Consider the following 20,733-nt stretch of genomic DNA (forward strand, 5'->3'; position numbering starts at 1 on the left):
CGCGTTGATAGCGTAAAGGCTCCCCTAAAGAGGAGTTCAGTCATGGGCAACGAAATTCTGAAGGCTCACTTTCAAACTGAAATTGAGGCTACCAGTAAGGACATCGCGGCTTCCAAGCTTGAGAAGAACAAGCTGCTGCATGAGCGAAAGCTTGGTTTGCTTACAAGCCTTTTGAAGTATGTCGAGGGGCAGCCGAGTAGAGAAGATGCCATGCTCGCTGATGTCGTCAACGATATGCTGCAAGCCCTGCAACTTCTGAACCCCAACGAGACTTTCCGAGACAACTGAAGGCCTGCGGCAGCATGGGCGTGCCATGGGCACGCCCGGGGATGCTGATCAGCCCTTGGGCGACCGGTCGATCGAGAACCCTGCCCAGTCCTGGCTCACCGGCATCAGCTCCAGGCTGTTGATGTTGATGTGCGCAGGCTGGTTGAGGATCCAGAAGATGGTCTCGGCAATATCCTGCGGCTGGATCGGCTCTGCACCCGCGTAGGTGGCGTCGTACTTGGCCTGGTCGCCACCGAAACGCACCAACGAGAACTCGCTCTCGCACAGCCCCGGCTCGATGTTGCTGACGCGCACGCCAGTGCCGCGCAGGTCGCAGCGCAGGCTCAGGGAAAACTGCCCGACAAACGCCTTGGTGCCGCCATACACGTTGCTGCCCGGGTACGGGTAATTGCCCGCCACCGAACCTACGTTGAGGATCGACGCGCCGCGGCCGTGTGCGATCAACCGAGGCAGCAGCAGGCGCGTGGTGTAGATCAGGCCCTTGATGTTGGTGTCGACCATGGTTTCCCAGTCGTCCAGGCTGCAGTTCTGCGCCGCATCGACGCCCAGCGCCAGGCCTGCATTGTTGACCAGGCCGCGCAGCTTCTCAAAACCGGGCGGCAGCGTGGCGATGGCCTGTTCCATGGCGTTGCGGTCGCGCACATCCAGGACCAGCCCGTGCACGTCGGTCTTGGCCGACAGTTCGGCACACAGGGCGTCCAGGCGCTCTTTACGCCGGCCAGTGAGGATCAGCTTCCAGCCGGCCTCGGCGAAACGTCGGGCGGTAGCTTCACCGAAACCGGAAGTCGCGCCAGTGATGAATACGGTGGACGTCATGCTCTGTTCCTCGCTGTGGATTAATTTCGGCAGGGGGTTGCAGCATGCCTTCGTGCTACGCAGGCAGCAAGCCATTGAAGCAACTGATCAAATATTGACCATATCGGCGAAAGCCCCGTTGCAGAGAGCCTGGCGTCATGTATGCGCATGTTATCCACAAGGCTTTCCCCACAGATTGGGGGCAACTTGTCGGGGTAGCGGAAACCTTTCAGCGTTCCAGGGTCGGTGGATATCTTTTTAGTGATGGCGCAAGGCTTTCAACCATGCCGCTTGCAGCGGTATGTCCAAGGGTTTTGCACAGAGTTATACACAGGTGCTCAAAGCGATTACACACAGCTGCATGTGGGTAAAAATCCCTTAAAAATCATCCACAAGGGCAAACCGATCAAAAAACGATCAGAAGCCTGCAGGCCTCGACAGCAAAGGGCTACAGCGAGGTGCACCCATGTTTTCCACAGGCGGCTCCACATTATCCGTGGGTAAAACAAGGCTGTGGGAACAATGGCTTAGGCTGGAGTTGTATGGAGGCATGGGAGCGAGGTGCAGCAAGTTGTCCACATTTACAGCGGGGGCTGCTTTGCAGCCCCCGAATCAACTCAGTGCCCGCCCAGATAGGCGCTACGCACTTCTTCATTCACCAACAACTCTTGCCCCGTCCCGGTCATGCGGATTTCTCCGTTGACCATCACATACGCCCGGTCCGACAGTTTCAGGGCATGGTTGGCGTTCTGCTCCACCAAGAAAATGGTCATGCCGGTCTTGGCCAGCTCACGCAAGGTGGCGAAGATCTGCTTGACCACAATCGGCGCCAGCCCCAGCGACGGCTCATCGAGCAGCAGCAACTTAGGCCGGCTCATCAGCGCACGGGCGATGGCGAGCATCTGCTGCTCGCCCCCCGACATGGTCATCGCCCGCTGGGTACGCCGCTCCTTCAACCGCGGGAACAGTTCGTACATGCGCTCCATGTCCTCCTTGGCATATTTGTCGCCAATCGGGATGGTGCCCATCATCAGGTTTTCTTCGACGGTCATGTCGGGGAACACCCGCCGCCCTTCCGGCGACTGGGCAATGCCGTTGGAGGCGATGTAGTGCGACGACTTGCGGGTGATGTCGGTGCCGCGGTACACGATGTGCCCCGACGCGGCGCGCGGCTGGCCGAAAATCGACATCAGCAGGGTCGACTTGCCGGCACCGTTGGCGCCGATCAGGCTCACCGTCTCGCCCTCGTTGATGTGCATCGACACCTTCTTCAGCGCCTGGATCGGCCCGTAGAACACATCCAGGTCCTTGAGCTCGAGAATGGGTGCACTCATACCAGTTCCTCTTCGTCTGCACCCAGGTAGGCGGCAATCACCGTCGGGTTGTTGCGGATTTCCTGTGGCGCGCCTTCGGCGATCACGTTGCCATGGTCGAGCACGACGATGTGGTCGGAGATACTCATGACCATGCCCATGTCGTGTTCGATCAGCACCACGGTGATGTCGTGCTCGTCGCGCAGCACGCGGATCATGCCACTCAGGGCCTCGGTTTCCTGCGGGTTGAGGCCGGCAGCCGGTTCGTCCAGGCAGATGATCTTCGGCCGCGTGCACATGGCCCGGGCAATTTCCAGGCGCCGCTGCTGGCCGTACGACAACTCACCGGCCAGGCGGTTGGCGCAATCGACCAGATCGACCACCTCCAGCCAGTAGAACGCATGGTCCAGGGCATCGCTCTCGGCCTTGCGGTAGGCCTTGGTGTTGAGCACCCCGGCCAGCAGGTTACGGTTGACCCACATGTGCTGGGCCACCAGCAGGTTTTCCACCACCGACATTTCCTTGAACAAGCGAATGTTCTGAAAAGTCCGAGCAAGGCCTGCCCGGTTCACCAGGTGGGTGCCGCCGAACATCTTGTAGTACAGGCGGTTGGCAAAGCGTGCGGGCGATACGAAGTCGGCCGCCTGGAAGCGCTCGCCGAGCAACTGGATGACGTTGGTTTGGCTGCCGCGCACGTTCAGTTCGATGCGCCCGCCGCTGGCCTTGTAGAAGCCTGTGAGGCAGTTGAACACCGTGGTCTTGCCGGCACCATTGGGGCCGATCAGGGCAAAGATCTGATTGCGCCGGACCTTGAGGCTGACATCGCTGAGCGCCTTGATGCCGCCAAACTGCATCATCAGGTTGTCGACCGAAAGAATGATTTCGTCGCTCATGGCGCCACTCCTTTACGCGGAACCACACCGGTACGGCTGATGCGGATCAGCCCACGCGGTCGCCAGATCATCATCAGCACCATCAGCACGCCGAACAGCAGCACGCGGTACTCGGAGAAGCTGCGCAGCAGCTCCGGGGCCACAGTCAGCACGAACGCCGCGATCACTACGCCCACCGTCGACCCCATACCGCCCAGTACCACGATGGCAAGGATCAGCGCCGACTCGAAGAAGGTGAACGACGACGGGTTGACGAAGCCCTGGTAGGTGGCGAAGAACACGCCGGCCAGGCCCGCAGTGGATGCGCCGAGGGTGAAGGCCGAGAGCTTGACCAGCACGTGGTTCAGCCCCATCGAGCGGCAGGCGATCTCGTCTTCGCGCAGCGCTTCCCAGGCGCGGCCGACTGGCATGCGGGTCAACCGGTGCTTGATATACAGCACCGCCAGCACCACCAGGAACAGCACGGCGTAGATGAACACGAACTTCAGGTTGGGGTTGTAATCGAAGCCGAAGAACTCGTGGATCGGCACCCCGCCGTCCTTGGCCCGACGGCCGAACTCCAGGCCGAAGAAGGTTGGCGACGGCGCCGGCATGCCGTTCGGCCCGCCGGTGAACGACAACCAGTTGTTCAATACCAGACGGATGATCTCGCCAAAGCCCAGGGTCACGATCGCCAGGTAGTCACCGTGCATGCGTAACACCGGGAAGCCGAGTATGCACCCCGCCAGCGCTGCGGCGATGGCCGCCAGCGGCAGCACGCTCCAGAAGCCCAGGCCCAGGTACTGGTAGCCCAGCGCCAGGCCATAAGCGCCAATGGCATAGAACGCCACGTACCCCAGGTCGAGCAGGCCGGCCAGGCCGACCACGATGTTCAGCCCTAGACCCAGCAATACGTAGATCAGGCCGAGGATGACCACGGTCAGCAGGTACTTGTTGGCAAAGATCGGGAAGACGATGGCGATCACGATCAGCGCCGGGATGATGAAGCGCAGGCGTGACTTGTAGTTCGGCGCGTTCACATGCACGCCCGAGCCACCAGTGTCGAAGCCTTGCAGCATGCGCCGTCCAGCGCCGCTCTGCAGGTACAGGCTGAGCAGGAAGCGCCCGACCATTACACCACCGACCAGCCACGCCACGCGGCGGGGTTCGGCATTGAAGGTGTAGCCGTCGAGCACCACGCCGACGACCGGGCCAAAGACAATGAGCGCCAGCAGGCCGGCGACAAAGGTCTCCAGCAGGCTGCGTTTGAGGTCGAAACCGTTGGTTTCGGAAACAGGGGCAGTTTTGGCAGTGGACATGTTCACACCTTAGCCACGAGCGGGCGACCCAGCAGGCCTTGGGGACGGAAGATGAGGATCAGCACCAGCAGCGAGAAGCTGAACACGTCCTTGTAGTCGGAGTTGATCAGGCCAGAGAACAGCGACTCGGAAATGCCCAGGATGATGCCGCCGAGCATGGCCCCCGGGAGCGAGCCGATGCCGCCCAGTACCGCCGCCGTGAACGCCTTGATGCCGATGATGAAGCCGGCGTAGAAGTCGAAGGTGCCGTAGTTCATGGTGATCAGCACGCCCGCCAGGGCGGCCATTACCGCACCGATGACGAACACGTAGGAAATCACCCGGTCGGTGTTGATGCCCAGGATCGAGGCCATCTTGCGGTCTTGCTGCGTGGCGCGGCACATGCGGCCGAGCTTGGTGTACTTGATGACGTAGGTGAGCAGGCCCATGCCGGCGAACGCGGCAATCAGGATGAAGATCTTGGTGTAGGTCAGTTGCACGAAGCCGGTGCCGACTTCGATGCGCATGGCGCCTTCCAGCAGGGTCGGCACGCCTTGCTGGCGAGCGCCCTGGCTGATCTGAGCGTAGTTCTGCAGGATCAGCGAAATACCGATGGCACTGATCAGCGGTGCCAGGCGGGTGGAGTTGCGCAGGGGCTTGTAAGCGATGCGTTCGATGGTAAAGCCATAAACGCCCGTGACGACGACGGTGAACAACAGCGTGCCCAGCATGAGCAGCGGGAACGACTCGACGCCGAAATAGGCCAGCAATGCCAGGCTGATTGCCGCGAGGTACGCGGAAATCATATACACCTCGCCGTGCGCGAAGTTGATCATGCCGATAATGCCATAGACCATTGTGTAGCCGATGGCGATCAGGCCATAGACCGACCCGAGGGTCAGGCCGTTGACCAGTTGCTGCAGAAAAATACCATCCATAACGCAATCTCACCTGATTGAGATTGCACGAGCGCCGTCCACGGCGGGCCATGAATGCAGCGGCCCTCGCAGCGCAGAACTGTGCATATCTACGGATAAAGACAGGTACCGCGGGGCTGCGGCCCGGGGCAACGTGCGCCCGGGCCGGTAGCCGTTATTATTTTTGTTTTTCCAGCTGGTGGTATTTACCGGTCTTGTCCCACTGGTAGACCACGTAGTCGGACACCGTCAGGTCGCCCTTGCTGTCCCACTTCTTCTCGCCCATGACGGTCTGCACCGGGTTGGCCTTGAGCCACTTGGCAGCGTCTTCGCCCTTGTTCGACTTGGCGCCGTTGAATGCGGCGGCGAGCGCCTGCAGCGAGGCATAGGCGTACAGGGTGTAGCCTTCAGGCTCGGTACCGTTCTTGCGGAACTCTTCCACAACAGCCTTGCTGTCGGGCAGCAGGCGTGGGTCGGCGCCGAAGGTCATGTATACGCCGTCGACAAACTTGGCGCCGCCTGCGGTATTTACGAGTTCGTCGGTGACAATGCCGTCGTCCGACATGAACTTGACGTCATTGAGCCCCGCTTCACGCAACTGACGTACCAAAGGCCCGGCTTCCGGGTGCAGACCACCGAAGTAGACCACGTCCGCGCCAGCGCCGCGGATCTTGGTAACCACGGCGCTGAAGTCTTTCTCGCCACGGGTCAGGCCTTCATACAGCACAGGCTTCACGCCGCGCTTTTCAAGCTGCGCCTTGGTCGCATCGGCGAGGCCCTGGCCATAGGTGTCCTTGTCGTGCAACACCGCAACTTTCTTGCCCTTGAGCACATCGACAATGTAGTCACCGGCAACGATACCCTGCTGGTCGTCACGGCCGCACATGCGGAACATGCCGCTGAGCCCGCGCTCGGTCACTTGTGGGTTGGTCGACCCGGGGGTAATGGCGATGATGCCCGCTTCGTCATACACCTCGGACGCCGGGATGGTGTTGGAAGAACAGAAGTGGCCCACCACGCCGATGACCTTGTCCTGATCGGCCAGGCGGTTGGCCACGGCCACGGCCTGCTTGGGTTCGCAGGCATCATCGCCTTTCACCAGGACGATCTTCTCGCCGTTGACCCCACCGCCGGCGTTGATCTTGTCGGCCGCCGCCTGGGCACCTTTCATGTACTGCTCGCCAAACGCTGCGTTGGCACCGGTCATCGGGCCCGCAACACCGATCTTGACGTCGGCCTGAACATACGAAGAAACACCCAGTGCCGTAGCTACGGCCAGAGCCAGGAAACCTTTCTTGTAAAACGTCTGCGACATGAGGTGGTGCTCCTAGAGTTTTTTTTGGTTGGCACTACAACTTCTCAACCCTGTGCTCTGAGCAAGGGCCGTGCCATTGGTTTTGTCTTCCGGGAAAACACACTGTGAAGGTCGCCAGCAGGCGACCGACGGCCTTTTCTTTATTGAGCGTGCAACCGTCTGCCCTGCGGCAGGCGCCACCACACGTACAGACAAGTAGCAACCGTCGAGTGCCATCATTGCAACCCTGGCAAGTGTTTACGTGCAACCGCCCTGTAACAGCAGACGTCACCGAAGTGCACACCGCTGGTGCGCGACTGCTACAGGCAGCACCGTTTGAAGGCTAGCTGGTGCACGGAAAAACACCTGTTTTGCCGGTGCTGGCCTCTTCGCGGATAAACCCGCCCCAGTGCCAGCCAGTTCATCCCAATACCTGTGGCACAATGGCCGCCATTCGCCGCTTCTGGAGCCACCCTTGATGAGCGAAAGCGCATTCGCCGAGCGCATCGTGCACAACCTGCTCGACACCGACTTCTACAAACTCACCATGATGCAGGGCGTGCTGCACAACTACCCGGACGCCGACGTGGAATGGGAATTCCGCTGCCGCAACGGCGAAGACCTGCGCCCTTACCTCGGCGAGATCCGCAACCAGCTCGAACGGCTCAGCGAGCTGACCCTGGATGACGGCCAACTGGCCTTCCTCGAACGTATCAGCTTCCTCAAGCCCGACTTCCTGCGCTTTCTGCGGCTGTTCCGCTTCAACTTGCGCTACGTGCGCATCGGCATCGAAAACGATCAGCTGTACCTGCGCCTGCGTGGCCCCTGGCTGCATGTGATCCTCTTCGAAGTGCCCTTGCTGGCCATGATCAGCGAAGTGCGCAACCGCCACCTGCACCCGCACATGCGCCTGGCCGAAGCCCGTGACCAGCTGTACCGCAAGTTCGACTGGCTGCGTGCGCATGCCAGCGAAGATGAGCTGGCCGACCTGCAGGTGGCCGACTTCGGCACCCGTCGGCGCTTCTCCAGCCGCGTGCAGGAAGAGGTGGTACGGGTACTGCGCGATGACTTCCCGGCCCGCTTCGTCGGCACCAGCAACGTCGACCTGGCATGGAAACTGGATATCAAGCCCCTGGGCACCATGGCCCATGAATGGTTCATGGCCCATCAACAGCTTGGGCCGCGGCTGATCGACAGCCAGATTGCCGCGCTGGACTGCTGGGTGCGCGAGTACCGTGGCCTGCTGGGTATCGCCCTGACCGACTGCATCACCATGGACGCTTTCCTCAACGACTTCGATCTGTACTTCGCCAAGCTTTTCGACGGCCTGCGCCACGATTCGGGCGAGCCGGTGGCCTGGGCGGAAAAGGCCATCGCCCATTACCAGAAGCTGGGCATCGACCCGATGACCAAGACCCTGGTGTTTTCCGACGGCCTGAACCTGACCCGCTCGCTGGAAATCTTCCGCGCCCTGCGCGGGCGCATCAATGTCAGTTTCGGCATCGGCACCAACCTGACCTGCGACATCCCGGGTGTGGCACCGATGAACATCGTGCTTAAAATGACCGACTGCAACGGCTCGCCGGTGGCGAAAATCTCCGACGAGGCGGCCAAGACCCAATGCCGCGACGAAAACTTCGTTGCCTACATGCGCCACGTTTTCAAAATCCCCAGCAAGGAGTAACCCATGCAAGCCGTTCAGCGAGAGATTGCCCAAGCGCTCAAGGTGCAGCCGCCGTTCGCCGATGCTGCCGCGCTCGACCAGGAAGTGGCCCGGCGCGTGGCGTTCATCAAGGGCTGCCTGGCCAATGCCCGGCTCAAGACGTTGGTACTGGGCATCAGCGGCGGCGTCGATTCCTTGACCGCCGCCCTGCTCGCCCAGCGCGCGATCAACGAGCTGCGTGCCGAAACGGGCGATGCGGCCTACCGCTTCATTGCCGTGCGCCTGCCCTATCAGGTGCAGCACGACGAGCACGACGCCCAGGCTTGCCTGGAGGTGATCAACGCCGATGAAGTGCACACCGTCGACATCGCACCCGCCGTGCGTGCACTGGCGGCCGAAACCGAGGCGTTGCAAGGGGGGTCGCCGACCCTGGTGGACTTCGTTGTCGGCAATATCAAGGCACGCACGCGCATGGTCGCGCAGTACACCATCGCCGGCGCGCGCGCGGGCCTGGTGATCGGTACCGACCATGCGGCCGAAGCGGTGATGGGCTTCTTTACCAAATTTGGTGATGGCGCGTGCGATCTGGCACCGCTGAGCGGGCTGGTGAAGCACCAGGTGCGAGCGATTGCACGCAGCTTCGGTGCGCCGGAATCGCTGGTGGAGAAGGTCCCGACAGCGGACCTGGAAGACCTGGCGCCGGGCAAGCCGGACGAGGCGTCACATGGCGTGACCTACCAGCAGATCGATGCGTTCCTGCAAGGTGAGCCGGTCGAGCAGGAAGCGTTCGACATCATCGTCGCCACCTACCGCAAGACCCAGCACAAGCGCGAACTGCCGTTCGCCCCGTAAAAGCTTCGCGGGGCAAGTCGGATCGCCGCACCGCCGCCCCCACTGGCATCAGGCCTGGGGGAGCGGCGGTGCGGCGATCCGACTTGCCCCGCGAATGGAGGGCAAAGCCCTCGCCTCTACGCCATCGTCCTTACTTGACGACGACCTTGCCCTTCATCATCGAGATGTGGCCCGGGAAGGTGCAGAAGAAGCTGTAGTCGCCGCCGGCTTCCAGCTTGGTAGCGTCGAATTTGACTTCGGTTTCTTTCTCTGGCGCGCCGATCATCTTGGTGTGAGCGATGATGCCGGCGTTGTCGGCCTTGATGTAGTCCTTATCCAGGCCTTGAGTCATGCCTTCGGTGGCAATGCCCTGCATGTCGGCAGTCTTGCTGATCACCAGGTTATGGCCCATGACGTTCTTCGGCAGGTTGCCGGAATGGGTCAGTTTGACGGTGAATTCCTTGCAGCTCTTGTCGACGGTGATTTCCTTGGTATTGAAGGACATCTGGTCGGTCGAGTCGACAGTTACCGAGCACTCGGCGGCGAAGACAGAGGCGCTGGCGAGGGTCAGCAGGGATACCGCTACAGCTTTCGCAAACATCATGAATCTCCTGGGCAGGGTTTTATCAATTGCGAGACTGCCTGAAACCGTTCAGCCCCTTGCTGATATGGGTCAAGGGGGTGTCAAGTGGCCAGTCAGTTGAATTGTTCAATGGATTGTATACAACCAATCTAAGGGCACATCATGCCCTTTTATTAGACGATGGGACAACCTCTCATTTAGGAGCAATACCAAATGCCCATGTCCAGCTTTCTGAACAGCCTGCTCGCCGCCTACGCCCAGGGTGCCACTGGCGCCGTCTGCGAATTCTCCCGGCCGGAGTGAAAGCGGCCTTGGAACTGCCAGGCAGGCGCCGTACCCTGTCACCCTGAGTGACTGGAGATGAGCAATGCCTGTACGTTCCGTTTGTGTCTTCTGCGGCGCCAGCATCGGCGCCAACCCTGCCTACCGTGAAGCGGCCGTCGCCCTTGGCCAGGCCATCGCACGGCGCGGCCTGACCCTGGTCTATGGCGGTGGCGCGGTCGGCTTGATGGGCATCGTCGCCGACGCTGCCATGGCCGCAGGTGGCGAAGTGGTTGGGATCATCCCGCAAAGCCTGCTGGACGCCGAGGTCGGCCACAAAGGCCTGACCCGCCTGGAAGTGGTCGATGGCATGCATGCGCGCAAGGCACGCATGGCCGAACTCAGCGATGCGTTCATTGCACTGCCGGGTGGCCTGGGTACGCTGGAGGAGTTGTTCGAGGTGTGGACTTGGGGGCAACTGGGCTATCACGCCAAGCCGCTGGGCCTGCTCGATGTCAATGGTTTCTATGAAAAGCTGGGCGGGTTCCTCGACCATATCGTCGAAGAAGGTTTCGTGCGGCCGCAGCATCGGGCCATGTTGCTGCTGGGTCAGCAGCCGGATGCGCTGCTGGACGGGATGAACGAGTTCGTCGCGCCGGTGGTGCCGAAGTGGGTCGACAAGCAGCCTGATTGAGCTTGGCATTCTGGGGCTGCTTTGCAGCCCCTAAATGGATCACTCAGCGTGGAATGACAGGCTGACGCGGCTTCTTGCCAGCCTTGCCGCCCTTGGCCGCTTCTTTGCGCTCCTTGGCCGCCTGCTGGTTGCGGGCAAACGCATCAGCCTTGGCCTTCTCACGCTTGTCCCACGGCTTGCTGCCATCGCTGCCGCGCGGTGGCAGGCCGGTGTGCTGGGTCAGGATCTTCTGTTCCTTGGCCACCTTGTGGCTGCCAGCTGGGGTCGAGTTCTTGCGCCGGGCACTCTGATAGCTGTCGGACTGCGGCTGGTGCAACGGGATCAGTTGGTGCTTGCCCGGCCCGATCAGGTCGGCGCGGCCCATGCGCTCCAGCGCCTCGCGCAGCATTGGCCAGCCCTTCGGATCGTGATAGCGCAAGAACGCCTTGTGCAGACGGCGCTGCTGATCGCTCTTGACGATCTCGACCCCTTCGCTCTTGTAGGTCACCTTGCGCAGCGGGTTCTTGCCCGAGTGGTACATCGCCGTGGCCGACGCCATTGGCGACGGGTAGAAAGCCTGCACCTGGTCGGCGCGGAAGCCGTTGCCCTTGAGCCACAAGGCCAGGTTCATCATGTCTTCGTCGGTGGTGCCCGGGTGCGCGGCGATGAAGTACGGGATCAGGTACTGCTCCTTGCCCGCCTCTTTCGAGTACTTCTCGAACATGCGCTTGAAGCGGTCATAGGAACCGATACCCGGCTTCATCATCTTGTCCAGCGGGCCACGCTCGGTGTGCTCCGGGGCAATCTTCAGGTAGCCGCCCACGTGGTGGGTAACCAGCTCCTTGACGTACTCCGGCGATTCCACCGCCAGGTCGTAGCGCAGGCCCGAGGCGATCAGGATCTTCTTCACGCCCGGCAAGGCACGCGCCTTGCGGTACAGCTCGATCAGCGAGCTGTGGTCGGTGTTGAGGTTCTCGCAGATACCCGGGAACACGCACGACGGCTTGCGGCAGTGCTTCTCGATCTCGTGGCTCTTGCAGGCGATGCGGTACATGTTGGCGGTCGGGCCGCCGAGGTCGGAGACCACGCCGGTGAAGCCTGGCACCTTGTCACGCATCTCCTCGATCTCGTGCAGGATCGATTCGTGGGAGCGGTTCTGGATGATCCGCCCTTCGTGCTCGGTGATCGAGCAGAAGGTGCAGCCACCGAAGCAGCCGCGCATGATGTTCACCGAGAAGCGGATCATCTCGTAGGCCGGGATGCGCTCCTTGCCATACGCCGGGTGCGGGATACGCGCGTAGGGCATGCCGAACACGTAGTCCATTTCTTCGGTGGTCATGGGGATGGGTGGTGGGTTGAACCACACATCCACTTCGCCATGTTTCTGCACCAGGGCGCGGGCGTTGCCTGGGTTGGTTTCCAGGTGCAGCACGCGGTTGGCGTGAGCGTACAGCACCGGGTCGTTACGCACTTTTTCGAACGACGGCAGGCGTATCACCGACTTGTCACGGGTCATGCCCGGGCTGTCGAGAATCTGCACCACTTTGGCTTCGTTCGGGTCTTCCACGTCGCCCTTGGCCTGTTCGATGGCGCAGGCCTGGGTGTCCTGGGTGTTGACGTAGGGGTTGATGATCTTGTCGACCCGGCCTGGGCGGTCGATGCGGGTGGAGTCGATCTCGAACCAGCCCTGGGGCGTGTCACGGCGCACGAACGCGGTACCGCGCACGTCGGTGATGTGCTCGATGCTCTCGCCCTGGGACAGGCGCTGGGCGACTTCGACGATCGCCCGCTCGGCGTTGCCATACAAAAGGATGTCGGCACTGGCGTCGATCAGGATCGAGTGGCGCACCTTGTCCTGCCAGTAATCGTAATGGGCGATACGGCGCAGCGAGGCCTCGATGCCACCGAGCACGATCGGCACGTGCTTGTAGGCCTCCTTGCAACGCTGGCTGTACACCAGGCTGGCGCGGTCTGGGCGCTTGCCGGCCATGCCGCCAGGGGTGTAGGCGTCGTCGGAGCGGATCTTCTTGTCCGCGGTATAGCGGTTGATCATCGAGTCCATGTTGCCGGCCGCGACGCCGAAGAACAGGTTCGGCTCGCCCAGCTTCATGAAGTCGTCTTTGGACTGCCAGTTTGGCTGGGCGATGATGCCAACGCGAAAGCCCTGGGCTTCCAGCAGACGGCCGATGATGGCCATGCCGAACGACGCGTGGTCGACGTAGGCGTCCCCGGTCACGATGATGATGTCGCAGGAATCCCAGCCGAGCTGATCCATCTCCTCCCTGCTCATGGGCAGGAACGGTGCTGGCCCGAAGCATTCGGCCCAGTACTTGGGATAGTCGTAGAGTGGTTTGGCTGCTTGCATGTCAGTGACCGGTTCTGGTGTGCAGGGAAATCGCGGGCGCGGAATATAGCACAAATTTTGACCAAATCCGACGGTGGTTGTCGGATTCATCTGCAACACGAATAACTCCGTGGGGCCGGGCAAGCCCGACCCACAGGGTTGTTATTCGTCGTCGTCGAAGTTGTACATGCCCGGCGCAAGGTTCTCGAAGCGGGTGTACTTGCCGATGAAGGCCAGGCGGATGAAACCGATGGGGCCGTTACGCTGTTTACCGATGATGATTTCGGCAATGCCCTTGTGCTCGGTCTCCGGGTGATACACCTCGTCACGGTAAACGAACATGATCACATCGGCGTCCTGCTCGATTGCACCGGATTCACGCAAGTCGGAGTTCACCGGGCGCTTGTTCGGCCGCTGCTCCAGGGAGCGGTTGAGCTGCGACAGGGCGATGACCGGGCAGTTGAATTCCTTGGCCAGGGCCTTGAGCGAGCGGGAGATCTCGGAAATCTCGTTGGTCCGGTTGTCACCGGAAGAGCCCGGAATCTGCATCAACTGCAGGTAGTCGACCATGATCATGCCGATCTCACCGTGCTCCCGAGCCAGGCGGCGGGTACGCGCACGCATTTCCGACGGGCTGATGCCAGCGGTATCGTCGATGAACAGCTTGCGGTCGTTGAGCAGGTTGACCGCCGAGGTCAGGCGTGGCCAGTCGTCGTCGTCGAGTTGGCCGGAACGCACCTTGGTCTGGTCGATGCGCCCGAGCGACGAGAGCATACGCATGATCAGCGATTCGCCTGGCATCTCGAGGGAGAACACCAGCACCGCCTTGTCGCTGCGCAGCACGGCGTTTTCCACCAGGTTCATGGCGAAGGTGGTCTTGCCCATCGACGGACGGCCGGCAACGATGATCAGGTCGGCCGCCTGCAAGCCGCTGGTCTTCCCATCCAGGTCGGTGTAACCGGTGGAAATACCGGTAATGTCGCTGTCGGAGTTGAACAGCGTGTCGATACGGTCGATGGCCTTGGTCAACAGCTCGTTGACCCCCACCGGGCCGCCGGTCTTCGGCCGCGCCTCGGCGATCTGGAAGATCTGCCGCTCGGCGTCGTCGAGGATTTCTTCGGCGTTGCGCCCTTGTGGATTGAAGGCGTTGTCGGCGATATCGGTGCTGATGCTGATCAGCTGTCGCAGCGTGGCCCGCTCGCGAATGATCGCGGCATAGGCCTTGATGTTGGCCACCGACGGGGTGTTCTTGGCCAACTCCGCCAGGTAGGCCAGGCCGCCGACTTGCGACGACACGCCCTCCTTGTCCAGCTGCTCGTGCAACGTGACCACGTCGAACGGGTGGTTCAGGTCGACCAGCTTGTGGATGGCGCGGAAGATCAGGCGGTGGTCATGCCGATAGAAATCGCCATCCGAGACCTGATCCAGTACCCGCTCCCAGGCGTTGTTGTCCAGCATCAGGCCACCGAGCACGGCCTGTTCGGCCTCGATGGAATGCGGCGGCACCTTTAGGGCTGCGGTTTGCAGGTCGAGCTGTTCGGAGGTGGTGATCTCGTTCATGGCCACGAAAGAATTCTGGGGGACGAAAAAGACAAAGGGCACGGCCTGTAGAAGACAGGACCGTGCCCGATGTTAACCGGCTGGGCCGCGGACGGCCAGCCAGTCAGCGCAGCTTAGGCAGCTACGACGACCACGCGTACGGTGGCTTCAACGTCGCTGTGCAGGTGCACGGCTACGTCGTATTCGCCAACCTGACGGATGGTGCCGTTCGGCAGACGCACTTCAGCTTTGGCCACTTCAACGCCGGAAGCGGTCAGGGCGTCAGCGATGTCGTGGGTGCCGATCGAACCGAACAGCTTGCCTTCGTCGCCAGCGGTGGCAGTGATGGTCACTTCCAGCTCGGCCAGTTGGGCAGCGCGGCTTTCAGCCGACGTTTTACGGTCAGCAGCTGCTTTTTCCAGCTCGGCGCGACGCTCTTCGAACGCAGCCAGGTTGGCGGCGTTGGCAACGGTGGCCTTGCCGAATGGCAGCAGGAAGTTACGGCCGTAACCAGCCTTAACTTTTACTTTGTCGCCCAGGTTGCCCAGGTTAGCGACTTTTTCCAGCAGGATCAGTTCCATTTGGTAAAACCTCTTAACTTTTAACCTTCACCGTTCGCGGAGTCATTCCCCTCAGGGGACTTGCGACCGCGAAAATCAATCAGGCTGTCGACAATGGCCAAAACCACGAGCAACGGATAAATCAGCTGCATGATCAGCGGCAGCGTCACGTACATGCCCACCAGCCAGAAACCAGCCAGTCGGCCCTGTGCCACCAGCCCATGCATCAAGGCGATGCCGGCCAGGACGAGCACCAGGCTGGATGCAGAGGCAAGGACGATGAACTGCGGCCCGATGAACGGACCCAGCACCATCAGTGCCACCAGCGCCAGCATGGTGACCCGCGGCAACTTCAGGGCGCGAAACTCGCGACCGAAGCCTCCAGGGTTGTACAACGCAGCCTGCCAATACCGCGCCAGCATCAAAGCCAGCACGCTGAACAGCTGCAGCATCACCGCCGTTGAAGCGACCAGCACAGGGCCGATCAGCTCACCGGGGATCACCGGTTTGCCTTCGATTTGTGGCAGGGCTTGTACAAGCGCCTTGGCCAACACCTCGAAGGTTTCACGCAGTACCGTGTCCAGGATGAGGCTGTAGACCAACCCCAGCACAACACTGGACATCAACACCCGGCTCCAGGAATGCCCGGCACGCAACAAGGCGGCCAGCCCCAGCGTCCCCAACAGCACCAGCAAGGTGCTTGGGTCGCCAAAGGCCCAGATGGCCACCGCCGGCAAAAGCCCGAACGCGATGACCGTTGAAGCATCCTTGAACCCGCGCCGCAGAAGCACGAGGCTCCCGGCAGCGGCACTCAACCAGAACAACAGCGGTAACACTGCACTGATGACCACCACCAGGGTGGCCTGCACACGACCGCGCATGATGAAATCAGCTAACGCTCGCATGCTTTATCCCTTACTGCTTGTCGACGACCCGGTCTCAGCGGCCGTGGCTGTCGGTGTAGGGCAGCAGGGCCAGGAAGCGGGCGCGCTTGATAGCGGTAGCCAGCTGACGCTGATAACGAGCTTTGGTACCGGTGATACGGCTTGGAACGATCTTGCCGGTTTCGGATACGTAAGCTTTCAGGGTGTTGAGATCTTTGAAGTCGATCTCTTTCACGTCTTCAGCAGTGAAGCGGCAGAATTTACGACGACGGAAGAAACGTGCCATGTAATAGGCTCCTCAAAAGGTCCGTGGATTACTCGTCAGCGTTATCGCTGGAGTCGCTGTCATTGCTGTCATCGCCTTCGGCGGAGTCAGAATGCTCAGGACGCTCACGACGCTCACGGCGCTCGCTGCGGTTCTCTTCTGCCTTGAGCATCTCGGACTGACCGGTTACGGCTTCGTCGCGACGGATGACCAGGTTACGGATCACGGCATCGTTGTAGCGGAAGTTGTCTTCCAGCTCGGCCAGGGCCTTGCCGGTGCACTCAACGTTCAGCATCACGTAGTGAGCCTTGTGAACATTGTTGATTGCGTAGGCCAGTTGACGACGGCCCCAGTCTTCCAGGCGGTGGATCTTGCCACCATCTTCTTCGATCAGCTTGGTGTAACGCTCAACCATGCCGCCGACTTGCTCGCTCTGGTCCGGGTGAACCAGAAAGATGATTTCGTAATGACGCATGAATGCTCCTTACGGGTTAGTAGTCTGCCAGAACGCTGGTCAGACAAGGAGTGAATGACACTGTATGTCTTGCCATGGAGGGGAGGCACATGAGCGCCTGCCAGCTCGGCAAGGGGCGCAATTGTAGAGAAGGCAAGACAGACAAGCAAGGTGATTGGCGATTATTTGAACAGCCGGAAACATATTTTGCCTGCACCAACCCTTCGCGGGGCAAGCCCGCTCCCACAGGCCAACTGCAGCCTCAGCCATTGCAGTCATCCTGCGGGAGCGGGCTTGCCCCGCGAAGAGGCCAGCACAGACTGAATATCAGCGCTTGGCTTGACGCTGGCGCACGGCCTCGAACAGGCAAACGCCGGTCGCGACCGAGACGTTCAGGCTGCTGACGCTACCGCCCATCGGCAACTTCACCAGGAAATCGCAATGCTCACGGGTCAGTCGGCGCATGCCCTTGCCTTCTGCCCCCATGATCATCACCAAAGGCCCGGTCAGGTCCTGCTGGTAAATCTCCTGCTCGGCCTCGCCGGCAGTGCCGACCACCCACAGGCCACGCTGCTGGAGCTTTTCAAGGGTACGCGCGAGGTTGGTCACGGCCACCAGCGGGATCACCTCCGCAGCGCCACAGGCCACCTTGCGCACCACCGGCGTCAGGGTCGCCGACTTGTCCTTGGGCACCACCACCGCCGTGGCACCGGCGGCATCGGCGGTGCGCAGGCAGGCGCCGAGGTTGTGCGGGTCGGTGACACCGTCCAGCACCAGGATCAGCGGCGGCGTTTCGGTGCGCTCAAGCAACTCTTCGAGCATCAACTCGCCCCACACCTGGCTCGGGCTGACCTCGGCGACCACGCCTTGGTGCACGCCTTCAACCCAGGCATCCAGCTCACGGCGCTCGGCCTGGCCGACCGCCACACGGTTTTCCGCGGCCAGCTCCAGCAGCTTCTGCAGGCGGGGCTCGCTACGCCCCTCCGACAGCCAGACCTGCTTGACCCGCTTGGGGTGGTGCTGCAACAACGCCTGCACGGCGTGTACGCCGTAGATCTTTTCCAGCTGACTCATGACTTGCTCTTGCTCTTGCGGGGCGCACCGGACTTCGGCGGGCCTTTGCGATGCTTGGTCGGCTTGCCGGATGGCTTGCCAGCCTTCTCCGACTTGCTGCCGGCAGTGCTGCGCGCGTCGGTCATCAACGCCTTCTTCATCTCGCGGCTTTTGCGCACTTCAGCATTACGCTGCACGGCATCTTTAGGGAAGTAAGCCTCGGAAGCCTCGCTCTTGCGGCTGCGCGGCTTGGGCGTAGCTTTCGCTTCGGTGGCCGGTTGCTGCTGCTCGGCCTTGCCGTCGGTTGGCGCTGCACCGCGCTGCTTGCGACCGATCGGGCCGCTGAGGGTCTTCTCGGAGACTTCGAAGTCGATCTTGCGCTCGTCCAGGTCGACGCGCATGACCTTGACTTCGATGGTATCGCCCAGACGGAAGCTGCGCCCGGTACGCTCGCCGGAAAGGCGATGGTGGACCGGGTCGAAGTGGTAGTAGTCACCCGGCAGCGCACTGACGTGCACCAGGCCTTCCACGTAGATGTCGGTCAGCTCGACAAACAACCCGAAGCCGGTCACCGCAGTGATCACGCCTGGGAAGGTCTCGCCCACGCGGTCTTTCATGTATTCGCACTTGAGCCAGTTGACCACGTCGCGGGTCGCTTCGTCGGCGCGACGCTCGGTCATCGAGCACTGCTCGCCAAGCTGCTCCAGGGTGTTCTCGTCGTACGGGTAGATACGCGCCTTGGGAATGCTCATGGCACCCGCACGCTTGACGTGCGGGGTATCCACCTTGGAGCGGATGATGCTGCGAATGGCGCGGTGCACCAGCAGGTCCGGGTAACGGCGAATCGGCGAGGTGAAGTGAGTGTACGCCTCGTAATTCAGGCCGAAGTGGCCATTGTTGTCGGTGCTGTACACCGCCTGGCTCAGCGAACGCAGCATCACGGTCTGGATCAGGTGGAAGTCCGGGCGCTCGGCGATGCTCGCCAGCAGTGCCTGGTAATCCTTCGGCGACGGGTCCTTGCCCTTGTGCAGCGACAAGCCCAGCTCACCGAGGAAGGCGCGCAGTTTTTCCAGGCGCTCCGGCGGCGGGCCGTCGTGAACGCGGTACAGGGCCGGCACGCCGTGCTTTTGCAGGAACTCGGCGGTGGCCACGTTGGCCGCCAGCATGCATTCTTCGATCAGCTTGTGCGCATCGTTGCGCACGGTCGGACGGATTTCGGCGATCTTGCGCTGGTCACCGAAGACGATGCGGGTTTCCTGGGTCTCGAAGTCGATCGCACCGCGGGTGTGGCGCGCGTCCAGCAGCACCTTGTAGAGCGCATACAGGCTCTTGAGGTCAGGCAGGACTTCCTTGTACTGCTCGCGCAGCGCCTTGCCTTCACGGGTGCGGGAATGCTCGAGCATGCTGCTGACCTTGTTGTAGGTCAGGCGGGCATGGGAGTGGATCACGCCTTCGTAGAACTGGTAGTCGACCATCTGGCCGGCTTTGTTGATGGTCATCTCGCAGACCATGGCCAGGCGATCGACGTGCGGGTTCAGCGAGCACAGGCCGTTGGACAGCTCCTCGGGGAGCATCGGCACCACGCGCTCGGGGAAATACACCGAGTTGCCGCGCTGCTGGGCTTCAACGTCCAGGGCAGAACCCAGGCGCACGTAGCTGGAAACGTCGGCGATCGCCACATACAGGCGCCATCCGCCCGAGAACATGCGCAGCTTGCCCAGTGGCTCGCAATAGACCGCGTCGTCGAAGTCGCGGGCATCTTCGCCGTCGATGGTGACGAAAGGCAGGTGGCGCAGGTCGATGCGCTTTTCCTTGTCCTTGTCTTCCACTTCGGAGCGGAACTTGCGCGCTTCCTTGACCACATCGTCGGGCCAGACGTGCGGAATGTCGTAGCTGCGCAGGGCGACGTCGATTTCCATGCCCGGCGCCATGTAGTTGCCGATCACCTCGACCACATCACCCTGCGGCTGGAAGCGCGGGGTTGGCCAGTGGGTGATCTTGATCTCGACGAACTGGCCGATCTTGGCGCCGCCATTGCGACCGGCGGTCACCAGCACTTCTTGCTGGATCTTCGGGTTGTCCGGCGTCACGTAGCCGATACCGCCCTCTTCGAAGTAACGCCCGACCACGCTTTCGTGGGCACGGGAGATGACTTCTACCAGTACACCTTCACGGCGGCCACGGCGGTCGGTGCCGGAGACACGCGCCAGGGCGCGGTCGCCGTCGAACACCAGGCGCATCTGCGAAGGGCTGAGGAACAGGTCGTCGCTCTTGTCATCGGGGATGAGGAAGCCAAAACCATCGCGATGGCCGGAAACGCGGCCACAGATCAGGTCCAGCTTGTCTACCGGGGCATAGGTGCCGCGCCGGGTATAGATAAGCTGGCCATCGCGCTCCATGGCACGCAGACGGCGGCGCAGGGCTTCAATCTGGTCTTCCTCGTACAGACCGAATTCTGCCGCCAGCTCCTCGCGGGCGGCCGGCTCGCCGCGATCGGCAAGACGCTGGAGGATCAGCTCACGGCTGGGGATAGGGTTGTCGTATTTTTCCGCTTCGCGAGCGGCCTCGGGATCGAGGGATTGCCAATCGGCCATCAGAAGGGGTTCACCTTGGGGTATATAGATAGGAATTCTGGCATAGGCGTATTGAAACCGGAAATGTCAGCCTTGGACAGCCCCCCAGCAATGAGTCGAGGAAGTCGTAATAGGGCTGAAGAATCAACAAGTTGAATTTTTTGAAATTTTTTTTGACCGGGGGCTTTACAGCCTACAGGACCGTCCGTATAGTGCGCACCACAACGACGGACAGACGACGTTGTAGTTGAGATGAAACGCGATGTAAAGCAT

At 61.4% G+C, this 20,733-nt stretch carries 19 protein-coding genes; 4 read left to right on the forward strand and 15 right to left on the reverse strand.

Features of this window, described 5'->3' with window-relative positions; all coding sequences use genetic code 11:
• Positions 1 to 42: 42 nt before the first annotated feature.
• Positions 43 to 288 carry a hypothetical protein gene (locus LOY26_RS24065; RefSeq protein ID WP_186652728.1) on the forward strand — a complete coding sequence of 82 codons (246 nt, stop codon included), beginning with the start codon at positions 43 to 45 and terminating at the stop codon, positions 286 to 288.
• A gap of 48 nt (positions 289 to 336) precedes the next feature.
• Here LOY26_RS24065 and LOY26_RS24070 read toward each other — a convergent pair whose 3' ends face one another.
• The 6 genes from LOY26_RS24070 to LOY26_RS24095 form a co-directional block, all read right to left on the reverse strand.
• Positions 337 to 1,104, reverse strand: a complete 768-nt coding sequence (locus tag LOY26_RS24070) for an SDR family oxidoreductase (RefSeq protein ID WP_095063875.1) — start codon at positions 1,102 to 1,104, stop codon at positions 337 to 339.
• Positions 1,105 to 1,700: 596 nt separating this feature from the next.
• Positions 1,701 to 2,417, reverse strand: coding sequence for an ABC transporter ATP-binding protein (locus tag LOY26_RS24075; RefSeq protein ID WP_033701785.1), 717 nt, complete (start codon positions 2,415 to 2,417; stop codon positions 1,701 to 1,703).
• Positions 2,414 to 3,289: an ABC transporter ATP-binding protein gene (locus LOY26_RS24080; protein ID WP_033701787.1), complete on the reverse strand. Its 876-nt coding sequence runs from the start codon at positions 3,287 to 3,289 to the stop codon at positions 2,414 to 2,416. Before LOY26_RS24080 ends, LOY26_RS24075 begins: the two co-directional genes overlap by 4 nt.
• Complete coding sequence (gene livM / locus LOY26_RS24085) at positions 3,286 to 4,587, reverse strand: high-affinity branched-chain amino acid ABC transporter permease LivM (RefSeq protein WP_258714189.1); 1,302 nt, start codon at positions 4,585 to 4,587, stop codon at positions 3,286 to 3,288. Before livM ends, LOY26_RS24080 begins: the two co-directional genes overlap by 4 nt.
• A 2-nt stretch (positions 4,588 to 4,589) precedes the next feature.
• Positions 4,590 to 5,504 (reverse strand): ABC transporter permease subunit, encoded by a 915-nt coding sequence (locus LOY26_RS24090; RefSeq protein ID WP_186663522.1) that lies wholly within the window; start codon positions 5,502 to 5,504, stop codon positions 4,590 to 4,592.
• 157 nt (positions 5,505 to 5,661) lie between these two features.
• The gene (locus tag LOY26_RS24095) at positions 5,662 to 6,798 is read right to left on the reverse strand and encodes a branched-chain amino acid ABC transporter substrate-binding protein (RefSeq protein WP_186663521.1); all 1,137 of its coding nucleotides are present in this window, start codon (positions 6,796 to 6,798) and stop codon (positions 5,662 to 5,664) included.
• A 457-nt stretch (positions 6,799 to 7,255) separates the two neighbouring features.
• Here LOY26_RS24095 and pncB point away from each other — a divergent pair, with 457 nt between their 5' ends.
• Together pncB and nadE are read left to right on the forward strand one after the other, a co-directional pair.
• Positions 7,256 to 8,461, forward strand: coding sequence for a nicotinate phosphoribosyltransferase (gene pncB, locus LOY26_RS24100; RefSeq protein WP_186663520.1), 1,206 nt, complete (start codon positions 7,256 to 7,258; stop codon positions 8,459 to 8,461).
• 3 nt (positions 8,462 to 8,464) lie between these two features.
• Entirely contained in the window at positions 8,465 to 9,292 is an 828-nt protein-coding gene (gene nadE, locus LOY26_RS24105; protein ID WP_033701794.1) for an ammonia-dependent NAD(+) synthetase, read from the forward strand.
• Between the two features lie 130 nt (positions 9,293 to 9,422).
• Here the strand turns inward: nadE and azu are convergent, their stop codons facing one another.
• Entirely contained in the window at positions 9,423 to 9,872 is a 450-nt protein-coding gene (azu, locus tag LOY26_RS24110; RefSeq protein WP_033701795.1) for an azurin, read from the reverse strand.
• Positions 9,873 to 10,221: 349 nt separating this feature from the next.
• Between azu and LOY26_RS24115 the strand changes: the two genes are divergently transcribed.
• On the forward strand, positions 10,222 to 10,809 hold the full coding sequence (locus tag LOY26_RS24115; RefSeq protein ID WP_033701796.1) for a TIGR00730 family Rossman fold protein: 588 nt from the start codon (positions 10,222 to 10,224) through the stop codon (positions 10,807 to 10,809).
• Between the two features lie 43 nt (positions 10,810 to 10,852).
• Here LOY26_RS24115 and LOY26_RS24120 read toward each other — a convergent pair whose 3' ends face one another.
• The 8 genes from LOY26_RS24120 to rnr all read right to left on the reverse strand — a co-directional run bounded on the left by LOY26_RS24120 (position 10,853) and on the right by rnr (position 20,481).
• Positions 10,853 to 13,153 carry a YgiQ family radical SAM protein gene (locus LOY26_RS24120; protein ID WP_186652729.1) on the reverse strand — a complete coding sequence of 767 codons (2,301 nt, stop codon included), beginning with the start codon at positions 13,151 to 13,153 and terminating at the stop codon, positions 10,853 to 10,855.
• Between the two features lie 141 nt (positions 13,154 to 13,294).
• Positions 13,295 to 14,692 carry a replicative DNA helicase gene (gene dnaB, locus LOY26_RS24125; protein ID WP_186652730.1) on the reverse strand — a complete coding sequence of 466 codons (1,398 nt, stop codon included), beginning with the start codon at positions 14,690 to 14,692 and terminating at the stop codon, positions 13,295 to 13,297.
• Positions 14,693 to 14,805: 113 nt separating this feature from the next.
• A complete protein-coding gene (rplI, locus tag LOY26_RS24130) occupies positions 14,806 to 15,252 on the reverse strand; it encodes a 50S ribosomal protein L9 (RefSeq protein ID WP_033701798.1) in 447 nt (148 codons plus the stop codon).
• A 20-nt stretch (positions 15,253 to 15,272) separates the two neighbouring features.
• A complete protein-coding gene (locus LOY26_RS24135; RefSeq protein ID WP_186652731.1) occupies positions 15,273 to 16,136 on the reverse strand; it encodes a hypothetical protein in 864 nt (287 codons plus the stop codon).
• Positions 16,137 to 16,170: 34 nt separating this feature from the next.
• Entirely contained in the window at positions 16,171 to 16,401 is a 231-nt protein-coding gene (rpsR, locus tag LOY26_RS24140) for a 30S ribosomal protein S18 (RefSeq protein ID WP_003249563.1), read from the reverse strand.
• Between the two features lie 28 nt (positions 16,402 to 16,429).
• Positions 16,430 to 16,855, reverse strand: a complete 426-nt coding sequence (rpsF, locus tag LOY26_RS24145; protein WP_033701800.1) for a 30S ribosomal protein S6 — start codon at positions 16,853 to 16,855, stop codon at positions 16,430 to 16,432.
• Between the two features lie 306 nt (positions 16,856 to 17,161).
• Positions 17,162 to 17,908, reverse strand: coding sequence for a 23S rRNA (guanosine(2251)-2'-O)-methyltransferase RlmB (gene rlmB / locus LOY26_RS24150; RefSeq protein ID WP_027592540.1), 747 nt, complete (start codon positions 17,906 to 17,908; stop codon positions 17,162 to 17,164).
• Positions 17,905 to 20,481 carry a ribonuclease R gene (gene rnr / locus LOY26_RS24155; RefSeq protein ID WP_186652733.1) on the reverse strand — a complete coding sequence of 859 codons (2,577 nt, stop codon included), beginning with the start codon at positions 20,479 to 20,481 and terminating at the stop codon, positions 17,905 to 17,907. The genes rlmB and rnr overlap by 4 nt, the downstream gene beginning before the upstream one ends.
• Positions 20,482 to 20,733: the final 252 nt, after the last annotated feature.

The organism is Pseudomonas sp. B21-047 (assembly GCF_024748775.1).
Lineage (GTDB): Bacteria > Pseudomonadota > Gammaproteobacteria > Pseudomonadales > Pseudomonadaceae > Aquipseudomonas > Aquipseudomonas capeferrum.